This is a genomic window from Microbacterium sp. AK031 (assembly GCF_024807145.1).
Taxonomy (GTDB): Bacteria; Actinomycetota; Actinomycetes; order Actinomycetales; family Microbacteriaceae; genus Microbacterium.
On sequence record NZ_JANUCA010000005.1, the window covers coordinates 147,568 to 165,176 of the forward strand.

General features: G+C 66.5%; 17 protein-coding genes. 4 read left to right on the forward strand and 13 right to left on the reverse strand.

The features are described 5' to 3' along the window. The first annotated feature begins 155 nt into the window (after positions 1–155). Entirely contained in the window at positions 156–1,985 is a 1,830-nt protein-coding gene (locus tag HDC95_RS11305) for a long-chain fatty acid--CoA ligase (RefSeq protein ID WP_259063593.1), read from the forward strand. 48 nt (positions 1,986–2,033) lie between these two features. On the opposite strand, the gene HDC95_RS11310 is transcribed toward HDC95_RS11305, so the two are convergent. From HDC95_RS11310 to HDC95_RS11320, 3 genes are read right to left on the reverse strand one after another with little or no spacing between them, the layout of a single operon-like run. Then, entirely contained in the window at positions 2,034–2,525 is a 492-nt protein-coding gene (locus HDC95_RS11310; protein ID WP_259063595.1) for a peptide deformylase, read from the reverse strand. Continuing rightward, positions 2,525–4,396, reverse strand: a complete 1,872-nt coding sequence (locus tag HDC95_RS11315) for a MinD/ParA family protein (protein WP_259063596.1) — start codon at positions 4,394–4,396, stop codon at positions 2,525–2,527. The genes HDC95_RS11310 and HDC95_RS11315 overlap by 1 nt, the downstream gene beginning before the upstream one ends. Positions 4,397–4,438: 42 nt before the next feature. Continuing rightward, a complete protein-coding gene (locus tag HDC95_RS11320) occupies positions 4,439–7,846 on the reverse strand; it encodes a pyruvate carboxylase (RefSeq protein ID WP_259063597.1) in 3,408 nt (1,135 codons plus the stop codon). Positions 7,847–7,939: 93 nt separating this feature from the next. On the opposite strand from HDC95_RS11320, the gene HDC95_RS11325 reads away from it, so the two are divergent. After that, on the forward strand, positions 7,940–8,752 hold the full coding sequence (locus tag HDC95_RS11325; RefSeq protein ID WP_259063697.1) for a ParA family protein: 813 nt from the start codon (positions 7,940–7,942) through the stop codon (positions 8,750–8,752). Positions 8,753–8,810: 58 nt separating this feature from the next. Here the strand turns inward: HDC95_RS11325 and HDC95_RS11330 are convergent, their stop codons facing one another. The 3 genes from HDC95_RS11330 to HDC95_RS11340 all read right to left on the reverse strand — a co-directional run bounded on the left by HDC95_RS11330 (position 8,811) and on the right by HDC95_RS11340 (position 10,629). Continuing rightward, the gene (locus tag HDC95_RS11330; protein WP_259063598.1) at positions 8,811–9,356 is read right to left on the reverse strand and encodes a MerR family transcriptional regulator; all 546 of its coding nucleotides are present in this window, start codon (positions 9,354–9,356) and stop codon (positions 8,811–8,813) included. Between the two features lie 98 nt (positions 9,357–9,454). Continuing rightward, complete coding sequence (locus HDC95_RS11335) at positions 9,455–10,144, reverse strand: MerR family transcriptional regulator (RefSeq protein WP_259063599.1); 690 nt, start codon at positions 10,142–10,144, stop codon at positions 9,455–9,457. Further along, positions 10,144–10,629, reverse strand: coding sequence for an FHA domain-containing protein (locus tag HDC95_RS11340; RefSeq protein WP_259063600.1), 486 nt, complete (start codon positions 10,627–10,629; stop codon positions 10,144–10,146). Before HDC95_RS11340 ends, HDC95_RS11335 begins: the two co-directional genes overlap by 1 nt. A 100-nt stretch (positions 10,630–10,729) precedes the next feature. Between HDC95_RS11340 and HDC95_RS11345 the strand changes: the two genes are divergently transcribed. Both HDC95_RS11345 and lpdA read left to right on the forward strand, forming a co-directional pair. Beyond that, the gene (locus HDC95_RS11345; RefSeq protein WP_259063601.1) at positions 10,730–11,377 is read left to right on the forward strand and encodes a copper resistance CopC family protein; all 648 of its coding nucleotides are present in this window, start codon (positions 10,730–10,732) and stop codon (positions 11,375–11,377) included. Positions 11,378–11,386: 9 nt separating this feature from the next. Continuing rightward, positions 11,387–12,784, forward strand: a complete 1,398-nt coding sequence (gene lpdA, locus HDC95_RS11350) for a dihydrolipoyl dehydrogenase (RefSeq protein ID WP_259063602.1) — start codon at positions 11,387–11,389, stop codon at positions 12,782–12,784. Between the two features lie 48 nt (positions 12,785–12,832). On the opposite strand, the gene HDC95_RS11355 is transcribed toward lpdA, so the two are convergent. The 7 genes from HDC95_RS11355 to HDC95_RS11385 form a co-directional block, all read right to left on the reverse strand. Beyond that, positions 12,833–13,945: an NAD(P)/FAD-dependent oxidoreductase gene (locus tag HDC95_RS11355; RefSeq protein WP_259063603.1), complete on the reverse strand. Its 1,113-nt coding sequence runs from the start codon at positions 13,943–13,945 to the stop codon at positions 12,833–12,835. After that, a complete protein-coding gene (locus tag HDC95_RS11360) occupies positions 13,932–14,648 on the reverse strand; it encodes a methyltransferase domain-containing protein (RefSeq protein WP_259063607.1) in 717 nt (238 codons plus the stop codon). Before HDC95_RS11360 ends, HDC95_RS11355 begins: the two co-directional genes overlap by 14 nt. Next, on the reverse strand, positions 14,638–15,786 hold the full coding sequence (locus HDC95_RS11365; RefSeq protein WP_259063608.1) for a type III polyketide synthase: 1,149 nt from the start codon (positions 15,784–15,786) through the stop codon (positions 14,638–14,640). The genes HDC95_RS11360 and HDC95_RS11365 overlap by 11 nt, the downstream gene beginning before the upstream one ends. Before the next feature lie 63 nt (positions 15,787–15,849). Next, positions 15,850–16,497, reverse strand: a complete 648-nt coding sequence (locus HDC95_RS11370) for a CYTH domain-containing protein (protein ID WP_259063610.1) — start codon at positions 16,495–16,497, stop codon at positions 15,850–15,852. Next, positions 16,487–16,702 (reverse strand): response regulator, encoded by a 216-nt coding sequence (locus HDC95_RS11375; RefSeq protein WP_259063612.1) that lies wholly within the window; start codon positions 16,700–16,702, stop codon positions 16,487–16,489. The genes HDC95_RS11370 and HDC95_RS11375 overlap by 11 nt, the downstream gene beginning before the upstream one ends. Before the next feature lie 50 nt (positions 16,703–16,752). Next, on the reverse strand, positions 16,753–17,235 hold the full coding sequence (locus tag HDC95_RS11380; RefSeq protein ID WP_259063613.1) for an A24 family peptidase: 483 nt from the start codon (positions 17,233–17,235) through the stop codon (positions 16,753–16,755). Between the two features lie 76 nt (positions 17,236–17,311). Continuing rightward, positions 17,312–17,602, reverse strand: a complete 291-nt coding sequence (locus tag HDC95_RS11385; protein ID WP_259063615.1) for a DUF1905 domain-containing protein — start codon at positions 17,600–17,602, stop codon at positions 17,312–17,314. Positions 17,603–17,609: the final 7 nt, after the last annotated feature.

The following is a 17,609-nucleotide window of genomic DNA, read 5'->3' on the forward strand; positions in this document are numbered from 1 at the left end:
CCGCCGTCTGTCGTGACACTCGTGAACCGATGCCGCAATGCGCGCGACTGAGTCTCAGTGATCGCGTGACTCGATTCCAAAATAGCCCCGATTCGGCAACCTTTGTGCCCTAGACTCAGGGAAACCCGTGCCCGACCGGTACCGAAGGAGTTGCCGTGGTTCAATTCGAAGTTCCCGCGATCGTCCCTGCTGATCCCGATGCGAACGTCACCGATCTGCTGGCCAAACGAGTCGAAGCAACCCCTGACCGGGCGCTGTTCTCCGTGCCGAGCGGTGACGGATGGCGAGACATCAGCGCCGCCGATTTCCAGACAGCCGTGGTCGCTCTCGCGAAAGGCTTCGTCGCCGTCGGCGTCGAGCCGGGCGAGAAGGTCGGCTTCCTCGCGCGCACCACCTACGAGTGGACGCTGGTCGACTTCGCGCTGTTCTACGCCGGGGCCGTGATGGTGCCGATCTACGAGACCAGCTCGCCGTCGCAGATCCAGTGGATCCTCGAGGATTCGGGAGCCACGGCGCTCATCGCGGAGTCCGCTGATCATTTCGCGAAATTCGACGAGGTCCGCGGCGATCTTCCGCTGATCCGCGAGGTCTGGCAGCTGCACCTCGGAGCGATCGACACCCTAACGGCCGCCGGTGTCGCCGTCGAAGATGCGGAGATCGAGCGACGTCGCAACATCGCCGTCGGATCCGACATCGCCACCCTCATCTACACGTCGGGCTCGACCGGCCGCCCCAAGGGCTGTGTGCTGACCCACAGCAACTTCGTCGAGCTGTGCCGCAACTCCGCCAAGGCGCTCAATGCCGTCGTGGAGACCCCAGGGGCATCCACGCTGCTGTTCATCACCACGGCGCACATCTTCGCCCGGTTCATCTCGCACCTCAACATCCACGCCGGCGTGCGCACGGGACATCAACCGGACACGAAGCAGCTGCTGCCGGCCTTGGGTTCGTTCAAGCCGACCTTCCTCCTCGCGGTGCCTCGCGTGTTCGAGAAGGTGTACAACTCCGCGGAGCAGAAGGCCGAGGCCGGCGGCAAGGGCAAGATCTTCCGCGCCGCTGCGACCGCGGCGATCGAGCACTCGCGCCTCCTCGAAGAGGGCAAGAAGATTCCGTTCGGCCTGAAGATCAAGTTCGCACTGTTCGACAGGCTCGTCTACAGCAAGCTTCGCGCGGCCATGGGCGGCAACATCGTCTATGCCGTGTCCGGCTCGGCTCCCCTCGGTCCGCGACTCGGCCATTTCTTCCACAGCCTCGGCGTCGTGATCCTGGAGGGCTACGGCCTCACCGAGACCACGGCTCCCGCGACCGTCAACCTCGCCGACAAGTCGAAGATCGGAACGGTCGGTCCCGCACTCCCCGGCGTCGGAGTCCGCCTCGCAGACGACGGCGAGATCGAGGTCAAGGGCATCAACGTCTTCAAGGAGTACTGGAACAACCCGGAGGCCACGGCCGACTCCTTCCACGACGGCTGGTTCCGCACCGGCGACATCGGCAGCTTCGACTCGGAGGGCTTCCTCACGGTCACTGGCCGCAAGAAGGAGATCATCGTCACTGCCGGCGGCAAGAACGTCGCGCCGGCCGCGCTGGAGGACCCGATCCGCGCCAATCCGATCGTCGGTCAGGTGGTCGTCGTCGGCGACCAGAAACCGTTCATCTCCGCACTGATCACGCTCGACTCGGAGATGCTGCCGACCTGGCTCGGGAACAACGGCCTCCCCGCCGGGATGACGCTGGCCGAGGCGTCGAAGAACGACGCAGTCCGAGCCGAGGTTCAGCGCGCGGTCGACATCGCCAACGGCAACGTCTCGCGTGCGGAGTCGATCCGCAAGTTCACGATCCTCGACAAGGAGTGGACCGAGGACAGCGGACACCTCACCCCGAAGATGTCGATCAAACGCAACGTGATCATGTCGGACTTCGCCGATGAGATCGCCGCCATCTACGACGAGCCGGTCAACACCACCAACGTCCCGATCGGCGGCTGAACCCGTCGCGATGAGAAATGCCCCCGCCGAGGCGGGGGCATTTCTCGCTCAGAACCAGTCGCTCTCGCGAACCTCGCGCATCGCGATCTTGCGGTCCTCCGGCGAAAGCCTGGTGAGGTAGAGCCTGCCGTCGAGATGATCTGTCTCGTGCTGCAGCGCCTGAGCGAGGAGCCCCTCCCCCTCGAGCACCACCGCGTTGCCTTCCAGATCGATCCCCTCGACGCGTGCCCACGGGTGACGCAGCGCGTCGTGCCAGAGACCGGGCACCGAGAGGCACCCTTCCCCGGTGGGGACCGGCTCGCCGCGCACCTCGGTCAGCACGGGGTTGAGAACGTAGCCGATGTCGCCGTCGATGTTGTAGCTGAATGCCCGTGCGGCCACGCCGATCTGCGGAGCCGCGACACCCGCGCGCCCAGGCAGCTCCACTGTTTCGACGAGGTCGGCGACGAGCGCTCGCACGCCGTCATCGATCTCATCGATCGGCGCGCACACCGTGCGAAGGACGGGGTCGCCGAAGATGCGGATCTCGCGAACCGCCATCAGTTAGCGCTCGCGCGAAGGCCCTCGACGAGGGATGCGGCAAGCTCACGAGCAGCCTGCCGCGTCTCGGGCTGCAGATTGGTGAACACGATCGCACCGCCACCGGCGATCTGCGAGTCGTACGGCATGCGCACGACGTTCTTCGCACGCGTGGCGAAGTGCGCCTCCAACTCGTTCAGCCGCACGAGCGGGCTGCCCGGCGTGGACTGGTTGAGCACGACGATCGAGCGTCGTGCCAGCTCGGCGTAGCCGTTCGTCTCCAGCCATGTCAACGTCTCGGAGGCGAGCCGCGCCTCATCGACGCTGAGCCCGGAGACGATGATGAGCTGATCCGCCAGATCGAGGGTGGCTCCCATGACGGAGTGCACGATGCCGGTGCCGGTGTCAGTGAGAACCAGTGAGTAGTAGTGCGCCGCGACGTTCGCGACATCACGGTAGTCCTCATCGTTGAACGCCTCAGCGATGCGCGGGTCCGCATCCGACGCGAGCACGTCGAGCCGGGTGGAGTCACGGGCGACGATCGAGGAGACGTCGTGATATCCCTTGACCTCATCACGGATGCGCACGAGGTCGCGCACCGATCGGGTGTGCGTGCGCACGATGCGGTCGGCCAGCGTGCCACGGTCGGGGTTCGCGTCCACCGCGATCACGCGGTCATCGCGAGCATCCGCCAGCGCCATTCCGAGCAGCGCCGTGATCGTCGTCTTACCGACACCGCCCTTGCGTGACAGCACAGGCACGAATCGCGCGCCTCCAACGAGGGGTGCGGAGATGCGTGCGGTGAGGGCCTTGCGCGCGCGAGCGCGTTTGCCGTCACCGATGTTGATGCGTCGCCCCGACGCCGCATAGAGGAAGTGGCTCCATGCACCTTCCGGCTCCGGCTTCGTCACCTGATGAGGATCGAGCAGCCGGTCGGCGGTCAGCAGGTCAGCGGACTCGCGCGTCGACTGCCCGAGCTGGTCGCCGAGCCGCTTCGAGGTCAGCGCGACCTCGGGTCGAGCCACGGCCGGCCGTTGCGCGATCGTCGCCTCTGCGGGTTTCGGATCTTCTTCGGAGTTCGTCACGATCTCGTTCTTCGCTTTCTCTGCCGGAACGGATGCCGCGGGCGTCGGTGTCGGGGATGCCGAAGCATCCTGCTTCAAAGCGGCGGCGATCCACGCCGAGGTCGCACTCTCGCCACGCTGGGACGGCTCTTCTGTCGTTTCCGCTGGGGCGGGCTTGGCCGGTGCAGACTTGGGCAGCGCAGGCTCGGCCGGCTCGGGCGCGGTGCTCGTCGTGGGTCGCGCGCGCGGCTTCTTCTTGGCCTTCGGCTTCGCGTCCGCTGGGGTCTCGGCGGGCGCGGCCGCAGCGATGACGACCGGATCGACGATCACGTCGGCTGTCAGGGCCTGAGAATCTGCTCGTTCTTCGGGCGCAGCATCCGCCGGCTCGTCCGATATGGTCTCTGAATCGTCCGTCGCCGCTGACACGGGCTCGGCCTCGCGCTCCGGCTCCGCGACCGGCTCGACGATGCCTTCCTCGACCTCGTCCGCCGGGTCTTCCGACGTCGATCCGACGGATGTCGCTGCGGGCTCTTCCGCCGGCAGCTCGATGATGATCCCGATCCGATCGTCTTGGATGCGACCTACGTGCGCGTCGGCCGCAGGTGCCTCCGCGATGTCGATCGGCGCGTCGATGACGAGCTCCGAGAGTATCTCGCCGTCCACAACCGCATCGTCGACAAGATCGTCATCCTCATGCTGAGGAAGGGCGACGCTCACCTGCGCGGTCTGCCCGAGTATGCCGATGCCGGTGGTGTCCAACGAGGCGGCCTCGTCGAGCACGCCGCGGCTGTCGTCCTCCGCGGAGTCTGTTTCGTTCTTCGGTGTCACTGTGTCACTCCAAGCTTGTGCGAGCGTGTCGCCCGCACAAGATTACTGGGCAGGACGTATGACGACCAAAAGGTCGCCGGCATCCACCTGCTGAGTGGCGCCGATCGCGAGACGGTCGACGACGCCGTCCACGGGAGCGGTGATGGCCGCCTCCATCTTCATGGCCTCGATGGATGCGACCGGTTCGCCGGCACGCACAGCGTCGCCGACCTCGACCTTGAGCGACACCACACCAGAGAACGGCGCGGCCACCTGACCTGGCTTGGATGTGTCGGCCTTCTCGACTTCGTGCGCATCGACCGCGATCGAACGGTCCCGCACGAAGACCGGTCGCAACTGCCCGTTCAGCGTCGTCATGACGGTGCGCATGCCGCGATCATCCGCTTCGCCGATGGCCTCGAGTCCGACGTACAGCTGCACGCCGCGATCGATCTCGACGAGGTGCTCCTGGCCCTGTACGAGGCCGTAGAGGTAATCACTGGTGTCGAGCACCGACAGGTCGCCGAACACCTCGCGCTGCTGTGCGAACTCGAGCGTCGGCGCGGGGAACAGCAGCGCGTTCAGCCGCTCACGTCGCTCCAGGCTGGAGCCGGCCAGCGCCTTCTCGTCGTCGGCGGAGATCTCGGTGAGACCGACGCGCACCTCACGCCCGGCGAGCACCTTGGTCCGGAACGGTTCGGGCCACCCGCCAGGGAGATCGCCCAGCTCCCCCGCCATGAATCCGACGACCGAGTCCGGCACGTCGTACTTCTCCGGGTTGGCCTCGAAATCGGCCGGGTCGGCGCGCACCGCCGCAAGATGCAGGGCGAGATCGCCGACAACCTTCGATGAGGGCGTCACCTTGGGGACGCGGCCGAGAATGCGATCGGCTGCGGCGTACATGTCCTCGATGAGTTCGAAGTCATCCGCGAGGCCGAGTGCCTTGGCCTGCTGGCGCAGGTTGGAGAGCTGTCCGCCGGGGATCTCGTGGTGGTACACGCGGCCGGTGGGCCCTGGCAGTCCGGACTCGAACGGCGCGTACTGGTTGCGCACCGCCTCCCAGTAGGGCTCGAGGTCGGAGACGGCATCCAGGTCGATGCCGCTGTCGCGTTCGGTGTGCACGAGCGCTGCCACGAGGGACGACAGCGAGGGCTGACTCGTCGTGCCGGACAGCGGTGCGGATGCCGCATCCACCGCATCGACACCCGCTGCACTCGCGGCGAGCAGGGTCGCGAGCTGCCCACCTGGGGTGTCGTGCGTGTGCAGGTGCACCGGCAGGTCGAAACGCTCGCGCAGAGCCGTGACGAGCTTCGCTGCTGCGGCCGGCCGCAACAGCCCTGCCATGTCCTTGATGGCGAGAACATGCGCCCCGGCATCCACGATCTGCTCGGCGAGGCGCAGGTAGTAGTCCAGCGTGTACAGATCTTCGGCCGGGTTCAGAAGATCGCCGGTGTAGCAGAGGGCGACCTCGGCGATCGATGTACCGGTGGCACGCACGGCGTCGATCGCTGGACGCATCTGCGAGACATCGTTGAGCGCGTCGAAGATGCGGAAGATGTCGATGCCACTCGCCGCGGCCTCCGCGACGAACGCCTCTGTGACCGCACTCGGGTACGGCGTGTAGCCGACCGTGTTCCGCCCACGGAGCAGCATCTGGATGTTGATGTTCGGCAGTGCCGTGCGCAGCTTGTCGAGCCGCTCCCACGGGTCCTCCCCGAGGAAACGGAGCGCGACGTCGTACGTCGCCCCTCCCCAGGCTTCCACCGACAGCAACCCTGGAGTGAGCCGAGCGAGATAGGGAGCGACGGCGACGAGGTCGCGTGTGCGCACACGGGTGGCCAGCAGCGACTGATGCGCGTCGCGGAAGGTCGTGTCGGTGATGGCCAGCGCAGTCTGCTCTCGCAGGCTCCTGGCGAAGCCCTCCGGCCCCAGCTCCAGAAGTCGCTGGCGTGACCCGGGGGCAGGCTCTGCGTTCAGATCGACGCCCGGCAGCTTGGTCACTGGGTCGGGGACACCGGGGTGTGCTCCGTTCGGCTTGTTGACTGTGACGTCGACGAGCCAGTTCAGCAGCCTCGTGCCGCGGTCCTTCGACACACGCCCCTGGAGCAGGTCTGGACGCTCGTCGATGAACGAGGTACTGATGTCGCCGGAGACGAACGCGTCGTCGGCCAGCAGCGCCTGCAGGAAGGGGATGTTCGTGGAGACGCCACGGATGCGGAACTCGGCCAGCGCCCGACGTGCGCGGCCGACTGCGGCCTCGAAGTCGCGCCCGCGGCAGGTGAGCTTGGAGAGCATCGAATCGAAGTGCGGGCTGATCTGGGCGCCCTGGTGCACGGTGCCGCCGTCGAGGCGGATGCCGGCGCCGCCTGGCGAACGATAGGTGGTGATCTTGCCGGTGTCCGGACGGAATCCCTGAGTGGGGTCCTCGGTCGTGATGCGGCACTGCAGGGCCGCGCCGCGCAGGCGGATGTCGCCCTGCTGCAGGCCGAGCTCGGCGAGAGTCTCGCCTGCGGCGATGCGCATCTGCGACTGCACGAGGTCGACGTCGGTGACCTCCTCGGTCACGGTGTGCTCCACCTGGATGCGGGGGTTCATCTCGATGAAGACGACTTCACCGGTGCGCTCCCCCGCCGTCTCGAGCAGGAACTCGACCGTGCCGGCGTTCTCATAGCCGATCGAACGGGCGAAGGCGATCGCATATTCGTGCAGGGCAGTGCGGATGCTGTCGTCGAGGTTCGGTGCGGGAGCGATCTCCACGACCTTCTGATGACGACGCTGCACGGAGCAGTCGCGTTCGAACAGGTGCACAGTGTCGCCGGTCTTGTCGGCGAGGATCTGCACCTCGATGTGCCGAGGGCGTACGACGGCCTGCTCGAGGAACATCCGCGCATCGCCGAAGGCGCTCTCCGCCTCACGCATCGCCTCGGAGAGAGCGGGGGCGAGCTCGCCCTTGGTCTCGACGCGGCGCATTCCGCGGCCCCCGCCGCCGGCGACCGCCTTCGCGAACAGCGGGAAGCCGATCTCGTCGGCCTGGGCGACCAGCGCGTCGACGTCGGAGGATGCCTCAGTGGAGCGCAGCACGGGCACGCCGGCCTCGATCGCGTGGTGCTTGGCCTCGACCTTGTTGCCGGCCATCTCGAGCACCTTCGACGGCGGACCGATGAAGACGATGCCGTTCGCCGCCGCCTTCTCGGCCAGCTCTGGATTCTCGGAGAGGAAGCCGTAGCCGGGATAGATCGCGTCGGCGCCGGACTCGAGCGCCACGCGGATGATCTCATCGACGTCGAGATACGCGCGAACAGGGTGGCCGCGTTCACCGATCACGTAAGCCTCGTCGGCTTTGAGCCGATGCTGAGAGCCGCGGTCCTCGTACGGGAAGACTGCGACTGTGCGCGCTCCCACCTCGAATGCCGCCCTGAACGCGCGGATCGCGATCTCACCGCGGTTGGCCACAAGAATCTTCTGGAACATGCACACCTCTGATGACTCGTTGTACGCCGAATTCGACGCTCACGGGGCGGGGCTGAGTGTGCTCCAAGCCTAGGGGAAGGTAACGTGGTCTCCGTGCACGTACTCAGCGTCAGCTCTCTCAAGGGAGGCGTCGGCAAGACGACCGTGACACTCGGACTGGCCTCAGCGGCTTTCGCCCGAGGTGTCCGGACCCTCGTCGTCGACCTCGACCCGCAATCCGATGTGTCCACGGGCATGGACATCCAGGTCGCCGGACGACTCAACATCGCCGATGTCCTGGCGAACCCGAAGGAGAAGGTCGTCCGTCAGGCGATCACCTCCAGCGGCTGGGCGAAGGTGCACCCCGGCACGATCGACGTGCTCATCGGCAGCCCTTCTGCCATCAACTACGACGGCCCGCACCCGAGCGTGCGCGACGTGTGGAAGCTCGAAGAGGCACTCGCCGCTGTCGAGAGCGACTACGACCTCGTGCTGGTCGACTGCGCGCCTTCACTCAACGCCCTGACCCGCACGGCGTGGGCTGCGAGCGACCGCGTCATCGTCGTGACGGAGCCCGGTTTGTTCTCTGTGGCCGCTGCCGATCGCGCGCTGCGCGCGATCGAGGAGATCCGTCGTGGCCTCTCCCCCCGTCTTCAACCGCTCGGCATCGTCGTCAATCGCGTGCGCCCGCAGTCGATCGAACACCAGTTCCGCATCAAGGAGCTGCGTGACATGTTCGGCCCGCTGGTGCTCTCTCCTCAGCTGCCGGAGCGCACCTCGCTTCAGCAGGCGCAGGGAGCTGCCAAGCCGCTGCACATCTGGCCAGGCGATTCCGCTCAGGAACTCGCCGCCGACTTCGACCTGCTGCTGGACCGGATCGTCCGTACCGGACGAGTCCCCGTGCCCGAGAACGGCGCCCAGGCCTGATTCAGCGATACGAAAAACGCGCCCAGCATCGCTGAGCGCGTTTTTTATCGCGCGAGGGTCAGGCGGTGCGCTTGGCGCGTCGCGCACCGAGCTCATCGACGGGGTCTGGCGCGGTGGGGTCGAACTCGACGAGTGTCGATTCGACCTCGCGCAGCACCTTGCCGACGGCGATGCCGAAGACGCCCTGCCCGCGGCTGACCAGGTCGATGACCTCATCGTTCGACGTGCACAGGTAGACCGACGCGCCGTCGCTCATGAGCGTTGTGCCTGCCAGATCGCGGATGCCGGCCGCACGCAGCTGCTCGACCGCGATACGGATCTGCTGCAGCGAGATGCCGGTGTCGAGCAGACGCTTCACGAGCTTCAGCACGAGAATGTCGCGGAAGCCGTACATGCGCTGCGATCCGGACCCGCTGGCGCCGCGAACGGTGGGTTCCACGAGTTCGGTGCGCGCCCAGTAATCGAGCTGACGGTACGTGATCCCTGCAGCGCGAGCGGCGACCGCACCGCGGTACCCGACCTCGTCGTCCATCGCAGGCAGACCGTCCGTGAAGAGGAGTTCGGTGACGAACCGCGGGTCGCCTGACAGCTCATCCGCATTCATATAAGTCCTCCTCGAAGCAGTTAACTCAACGCTAGAGCAGTGCCCCGGCACCGGCAATGACATCCGCCCATCGCGGAAGGTGTGTCGCAACCAGTTCGTTACGAAAGCACTCGGGTGAGCGCTTCCTTGACGAAGAGTGAGCGCACCTCGTCGATCTTGGTGGCGAGTTCCGGCGCCATCTCGCGCGCCTTTCCCCTGGACGTCGCATCCGTCCGGCGAAGCAGCGCCGACATCGCCGATTCGATCAGCGAGACCTCGCGTTCGGCGCTCTGACGCAGAGTGCGAAGGTGGCGCGGTTCGATCCCGTGGCGATCGAGGGCGACGAGACTGCGCAGAAGTGTGACGGTCGTCTCCGGATAGTTCTCGGCCGCCGCGATGATGCCGGTGCTGATGGCGTCGTTCAGGATCTGAGGGCCTGCGCCGGCTGCGGAGAGCAGCTCATCACGTCGATAGCGCCGGGGAGCCGGAGTGATCGACGGCGGCGGCGGGAATGCAGTCGAGGCGTCGCCGTTCGCCTGGGCCTCGTCCAACTGCTCGCGGATGACACTCAGTGGCAGATAGTGATCGCGCTGCAGCGTGAGCCCCAGTCGCAGACGTTCGATATCGGCCTGTGAGAACTTGCGATAGCCCGAATCGGTGCGCGATGGGCTGACGATGCCCTGCACCTCGAGGAAGCGCAGCTTGCTGGAGGTGAGATCCGGAAACTCGGGAGTGAGGCGGGCGAGTACCTGACCGATACTCAGAAGACCCGCGGACGCAGAGCGATCGCGGGCGTGAAGCGCCACCATCAGTCGTTCGCCGCCGGAAGATCAGCGGTCGATGCGAAGAAGTTCAGCCGGAACTTGCCGACTCGCAGCTCATAGCCGTCCTCCAGCGTGCTGCGATCCACGCGCTCGCCGTTGACGTACGTGCCGTTGAGCGAGCGCTGATCGGTGATCTCGAAGGCATTGCCGCTTCGGGTGATCTCCGCGTGGCGACGCGAGACGGTGACGTCGTCGAAGAAGATGTCGGCCTCAGGGTGGCGTCCGATGGTCGTGACGTCGGTGTCGAGCAGGTAGCGCGCTCCAGCCAGGGCGCCCGAGCGGACAAGCAGCAGCGCAGACCCGGCGGGGAGCGCCGCGATCGCTGACTGCTCGACGTCGGTGAGCTCTGCGCCGAAGGGCACGAAGGAGAGATCGGAGTCGTGTCCGAACGTCTGTGTGGCGTCGTGCCTCTGCTCGCCGCCGCGATGAATTGCGGCATCGCCTGCAGATCGGCTGTCGTTGTCTGTCACGGTGGCCCTCCTCTGACTCCAGACTATCTGATCACGCACCGCCGACGGGAGGGTGTGTACGAGTCAGCATCCGCACACCGGGGTTTCCTATGCTGAGACTGTGCGCACCCTCACACTTCGACGTTCTCCTGCCCCATTCGCGCTGGCGACGACATTGCTCGTCGCCTTCTTCCTGCTCTTCGCATGGCCCCAGTCCGCAGCGGCTCACGACTCGCTCATCGATTCCGATCCGGCCGCCGACTCGACGGTCGACACTCTTCCCGCCGAACTCACGCTGACCTTCAGCGCCGCGCTGATCGGTGGCGAAGGCGCGACCGAGGTCGTGGTGCTCGATGCCGAGGGGAACAACGTCGCGGAGGGCGAGCCCGAACTGGACGGCGCGATCGTCATCCAGCCGCTCTCGCCTGCTGCGGCCGCAGGGCAGTACCACGTGATCTGGAAGGTCGTCTCGAGCGACGGTCACCCGACATCCGACGACTTCGGCTTCACCGTGAGCACCAGCACCGCGGGTGACACGACTCCGAGCACCGAGTCCCCGGCGGCTCCGCTGGAATCCTCGGCCACGCCGACCGCAGCACCCACCGTGGCGGAGGACCCGAACATGACCTCCGGGTTCTCGGTCTCAGCGCCCTTGCTGATCGGCGCAGCCGTGATCCTGCTCATCGTGGCTTTCATCGTCTTCACGCTCGTGCGCAGCAGACGCCGATCGAACCCCCACGCCGGTTCCGACGACCCTGCAGAGCGATAGGCTCTAGGCATGCCACATTTCGACGTCGTCATCCTCGGCGCGGGCCCCGGCGGTTACGTCGCCGCAGTCCGCAGCGCACAGCTCGGTCTGAAGACCGCGGTCATCGAAGAGAAGTATTGGGGCGGTGTCTGCCTCAACGTCGGCTGCATCCCCTCCAAGGCTCTCTTGAAGAACGCCGAGCTCGCTCACACGCTGAATCACAAGGCCGAATTCTTCGGCATCTCCGGTGAGTTCACCATCGACTACGGCAAGGCGTTCGACCGCTCGCGCGAGGTCGCCAACGGCCGCGTCAAGGGCATCCACTTCCTCATGAAGAAGAACAAGGTGACCGAGTACGACGGCCGCGGCGCCTTCACGGGCCCGAAGGCCATCTCCGTCACCAAGACCGACGGCACAGCCGAAGAGGTCACCTTCGACAACGTCATCATCGCCACAGGATCCAAGGTCCGTCTGCTGCCTGGCGTCGAGCTCAGCGAGAACGTCGTCACTTATGAGGAGCAGATCCTCAGCCGCGAGCTGCCCGAATCGATCGTCATCGTCGGCGCCGGCGCCATCGGCATGGAGTTCGCCTACGTCCTCACGAACTACGGCGTCAAGGTCACGATCATCGAGTTCCTCGACCGCGCACTCCCGAACGAGGATGCCGATGTGTCGAAGGAGATCACGAAGCAGTACAAGAACTACGGCGTCGACATCCTGACCTCCACGAAGGTCGAGAAGGTCATCGACAACGGTTCGTCCGTCACGGTCACGTACACCGGCAAGGATGGCAACCAGGCCTCGATCGAGGCCGGCAAGGTGCTCATGTCCGTCGGCTTCGCCCCCAACGTCGATGGCTTCGGGCTCGACAAGACCGGTGTGAAGCTCACCGAACGCGGCGCTATCGACATCGACGATCACATGAAGACGAACGTCGACGGCATCTACGCCATCGGCGATGTCACCGCGAAGCTGCAGCTCGCCCACGTCGCAGAGGCGCAGGGAGTCGTCGCGGCCGAGACCATCGGCGGAGCAGAGACCCAGACGCTCGGCGACTACCGCATGATGCCGCGCGCGACGTTCTGCTCGCCGCAGGTCGCCTCGTTCGGCCTCACCGAGCAGCAGGCCAAGGACGAGGGCCGCGAGATAAAGGTCTCCACCTTCCCGTTCATGGCCAACGGCAAGGCGCATGGGCTCGGCGAGCCCGTCGGCTTCGTCAAGCTGATCGCTGATGCGGAGCACCTCGAGCTCATCGGCGCGCACATGATCGGCCCCGACGTCTCAGAGCTCCTCCCCGAGCTGACGCTCGCGCAGAAGTGGGATCTCACCGCCTTGGAGCTCGCCCGCAACGTGCACACGCACCCGACGCTGTCGGAGGCGCTGCAAGAGGGCTTCCACGGCCTCGCAGGTCACATGATCAACTTCTGATCACCACCAGGACGTCCCGGCAGACGATATCTGCCGGGACGTTCTGCGTCACAACCCGCGCATGGTGATCAGGTCAGCGGTGCTTCGGCGCAGCGGCGGTGAGCCGAGAGCCCTGATCAGCGTGTTGCGAACGCCCAGACCGAGGCCGTACACGGGGTGCCCCATGGTCATGTAGAACGACGAACGTCGCTGGGCACGAGCGGCAGAGCGCAGCGCGCCGCGTTCGTATGCGCTGAAGTCGGGCGTCGTGCTGAGCAACGACCGCTCGATTGCGGCCGCGAGATGTCGCGCCCCGCTCCAGCCGAGATTCATTCCCTGTCCGCCGATCGGGCTGGTCTCGTGCAGCGCATCCCCGACGAGCACCACCCGGCCGACGGCTGCTCGCGCCGCACGATGCTGCCGTGCTCGAAACCGCGTGGTCGCGAGTGTCGAACCTGGACGGATGCCGGTGCGCTGCTCGATCTCCTGGGCGAAGGCGGCTCCATCATGCAGCCGGTCCAGCGGATCCGCCACCACCCATCGCCTCCGGCCCTCGGGAAGCGGAAACGACTCGACGATTCCACCTGGTTCGCAATACAGTCGCACCGTTGTGCCTGGATCGTCATCGGCGACGTCCGCCATCGCATAAGAGCCGCTCCCCGGTCGCTCGTGCCATTCGATGCCGAGCCTGCTGCGGATCCCACTGCGCATGCCATCTGCCGCGACCACGACGGAAGCCGTGGATACATGGCGAGCACCATCTGTCTCGATCGACAGGCGCACGACCTCTCCCTCATCGCGAACATCGCGTACGACGTGACCGAGATGCACAGCATCCGGCTGCAGCTGAGCGAGGCGCTCGACGAGCAGCGCATGCGTGCGGTGCTGCGGGAGGATCAGCACCTGCTGCCGCGCCGTGAAGGAGACTGCGGCGAGCACTCGGCCGCTGCAGAGCACCTCGCCCCCGTCCAACGCCAGCGCCCGGCGACTGGCATCCCCTCCCACTCCCACCGCGTCGAGCGCCGCGACGCCAGGAGGATGGATCCCGATCGCCCGAGAGCGTTCGTCGCCTGCGAGTCGCCGCTCGTACACGGCCACATCGATCCCGTCCTGAGCCAGAAGGCAGGCCAGAAGAAGGCCGACGGGTCCGCCGCCCACGATCGCCACGTCATGGTCCGGCATCTGGCACCTCATACCGCAACTCCAGCCGCGAAGGAAACGCCGTCCGCACCTGCCAGTCGCTGGGGATCGCGTCGGAAAGCTCGACCGGCGTGTACGCCCGGCGGATGCTGGTGAGCCCATCGGCACGGATGAAGGAGCCCGCAAGCAGGTTGCTCGCGAATGGCAGGGTGCCCGCGGCGAACCCCAGGTATGCGAGCCGACTGCGTGCGATGTCCCGATGGATGACGACACCACCGCGGGAGATGAGCGCGGCAGAATCCCGCAGCAGCGCCGTCAGCTCGGCATCGCTCAGGTGGTGCAGCAGATGGTTGGAGATCACGATGTCGAAGACCTCTCCGGCATCCACGAGTTCGCTCGTAAAGGCACAGCGATACTCGACGCCGCCGCGGCGGCCTCGTGCCCACCGGATGGCTCTCTCGTCGGCATCCAGTGCCGTGACCTCGACCGCCAGCCCGTCGCGACTGGACCAGGCGGCGAGCGCCCGTGACACATCCCCGCCGCCCGCGCCGACGTCGAGAACTCGCAGCGACTGCTTTCGCGCCCGCGGACGGATGTCCCGTCGGTACACGGCTCGCCATCGCGAGACGACCGCATTGATCAGGGCGAAGCGCTCGTAGGTGCGCTCCAGCATCGCGTGATCCGCATCCGGATCGTCCATCAACTCACGTTCGTCGACGGCGCGAGCTGAGAGATCAGCTCTCATGGCTCCCCGGTGCCACGACGGTCATCAGCGCGCACTCGGCCGTGAGCCCCGGGCCGAACGCCATCGCCGCCACGCGTTCGCCGTTCTGTGCGCCTTCGTCCAGGATCCGCTGCATGACGAACAGCACCGTCGCGCTGGACATGTTGCCGTACTGCCGCAGCACCTCCCTCGCGGGTACGAGCTGCGCGTCCGAGAGGAGCAGCTTCTCCTGGACCCGATCCAGAATGCTCCGGCCACCGGGATGGATGGCCCAGTGCGCAATGTGCTCTCCGATCGAATCGTCCGCGAACGCCCCGGCCAACGGCTCCTCCGCTGCGTACAGCGGCCTGAGCGCATCGTGGATGTGATCGCCGATGAGCTGCGGAACCGCCGTGGACAGGACCATCTCGAACCCGTGGTCCCCGATCGTCCATGCCATGTCCTCCTTGCCCTCCGGGATGATGCCGGTGTGGAACCGGTCCAGGGCGAGGCCGGCGACCTCGGAGCCGAAGGTTCGCGAAGTGACGAGCCCAGCCGCCGCACCATCCGCGAACAGCGACGTCGCCACGATCATGTCCGGGTCGTCGGTCGAGCGCAGATGCAGCGTGCACAGCTCCACACTGACGACCAGCACCACGGCATCCGGATCTCCGCCGCAGAACTCGCTCGCCGCACGCAGCGCGGGCATCGAGGCGTAGCAGCCCATGAAGCCGAAGTGCTGACGACGCACGCCGTCTCGCAGTCCGAGGGCGCGGACGATCTCGTAATCCGGGCCCGGCGCGTAGAACCCCGTGCAGGAGACGGTGATGACGTGCGTGACATCGGCAGCGGTGATGTCTGGGTCCGCATCGAGCGTGCGTCTGGCCGCCTCGACGAACAGCCGCCCCGCCTCACGGATGTACACCTCGTTGCGCGCCTTCGTACCCGGCTCGAGCAGCAGGCCGGTGTCGCGGTCGAAGAACTGCGGCTCATCGTTGTCAGCGGTGAACGACAGCTCTTCCAGCACCGTGTGCCGGGTGTCGATCCCCGATCCGTTGAACGATGCCGAGACGATGCGCTTGGCCAGGCGACTGATCTCCGGCTGCGCGGCGAAGACGTCGCGCACCTCTTCCTGCACCAGCACTGTCTCTGGGACGATCGTCTGAATGGAACGGAGCATGGGAGCAGGCGTCATGTGTGTCACTCAAGCACGACACGGGCTTCGCAGGGAAGGGGGTTGCGCTCAGAATCCGAGTGCGCGGGCGAGCTTCGATGCGGATGCCGCATGCCTGCCGCCCGCGGAGAAGATCGCAGCCTCGACCGCAGTGAAGAAGGCCTCACGCCCCGCAGCATCCGCGGGTGCGGCAGGGCCCAGCTCCATCTCCCATTCGCGCCATTCGCGCTCTGTCCCAGAACGAAGATCCGTGGCGTGCACGCGATCATCGACGAACTCGGCGACGACGCCATCCGGTCCTGTGAGCAGATAGGCCGTGCGGTCGTTGCGGATGCGCGCGAGCGGGGTGAGCGGATCGGTCGTCCATTCCGAGATCGCAGTGGCGACGGCAGCCGGCACTCCATCGGTCTCACCGAGCGGCCACCCCAGTTCGAGTCGGCCATCTCCCTGACGCGGACCCTTGACGTGCCAGCCCTCGTCCGGCCCTCCGGTGCGGCGACGCAGCGCCACGCCGGCGCGCGACAGCGCAGCATCCGCGGTGTCGAAGTACCGGGCATCGAGCGCGCGATGCTCGCCGGAGGTCACCGCATCCACGCCCGGAGCCGCGTCCCAGACCGGCAGGGGCGTAGCCGTGTCGACGTCGTACTTGCGCTCGACCTCGACCGTGCGAGAAGGCTCAGAGTTCGATGAACCGGTCTCAGATGGATCAGTCGTCACTGGGCGTGATGTCGTCGCTGGACTCGACGAACCAGAATCCCACCTCGGTGGGTCCGTCACTCGCGCCGGTGTTCGCCGCGGCGCTGCCTCGTCGGTAGATGACCTGAGTCGCGCCGTACGGAGCGATCAGGCTGTCCTGCTCGATGTTCTCGAGCGGAAGGATCTGCCCGTCGAGCGGGCCGTCGTGAAGTCGTGCGATTGCCATGTGCTCACCATAGTCCTGAGTGCGTCGGTCGTGAGTATGGCGCACGGTACTCATCCTGCGGCGACGCCGAGCGCTGCACCGATGATCATCCAGGGGCCGAAGGCGATACGTGTGGAGCGGTCCGCCCGGCGGAACGCCATGAGGGCGAGAGCGTAGAGCGCGCCGAGGACGAAGGCGGATGCCGCACCGACGGCGAGAGCCTGCCACCCGTGCCAGCCGAGCACCAGGCCGATGACAGCCGCGAGCTTCACGTCTCCCCCGCCTATGCCGCCTCTGCTCGTGGTGCGCAGCACGGCGTAGAGACCGCCGAGCACCAGCATCCCGATCACACCGCCGATCAGGGAACCGCTGCGACCCGTCACGAGGGCGTCGATTCCCGCCAGCGCCAGCACCGCAGCCAGCGTCGGCAGCACGATCCGGTTCGGCAGCCGGTGCGTGCGCGCGTCGATCACGAGCAGCCAGACTCCGATGCCGACCAATCCGATGTGCACGAGCACGACGATCACGTCGTGCAGCACCGGTGCAGAAGGCATGCCGAAAGGCTACGAGAACGGCGGATGTCACGGGTGGGGCCTGTGGATAACCCGTCGGGTGGCTCGTCCGAACGTCTCAGAGATCGATGATGTCGAGATCGACGGTGAGCATGTCGCCTTCTTCGATGCCCTGCGCGTCGCGGATCGCCTTCTTCAACGGCAGCACGAATGCGGTTCCGCTGAAGAAGATCGAGGTCCGCCAGACGGAGGCGCCGATCCGGGCCTGCACCCGCAGCGAGCCGAAACCCCGCTGCGGCGCGGGCAGCTCGCGAAGCTCCAGCGAGAGCTCCTCAGGCAGAGTCGCGAAATACCACGCCTCCACGCGCTTGTCCCAGCGCGTGACCGGACTCTCGAACTCGATCTGCATGCGTCAA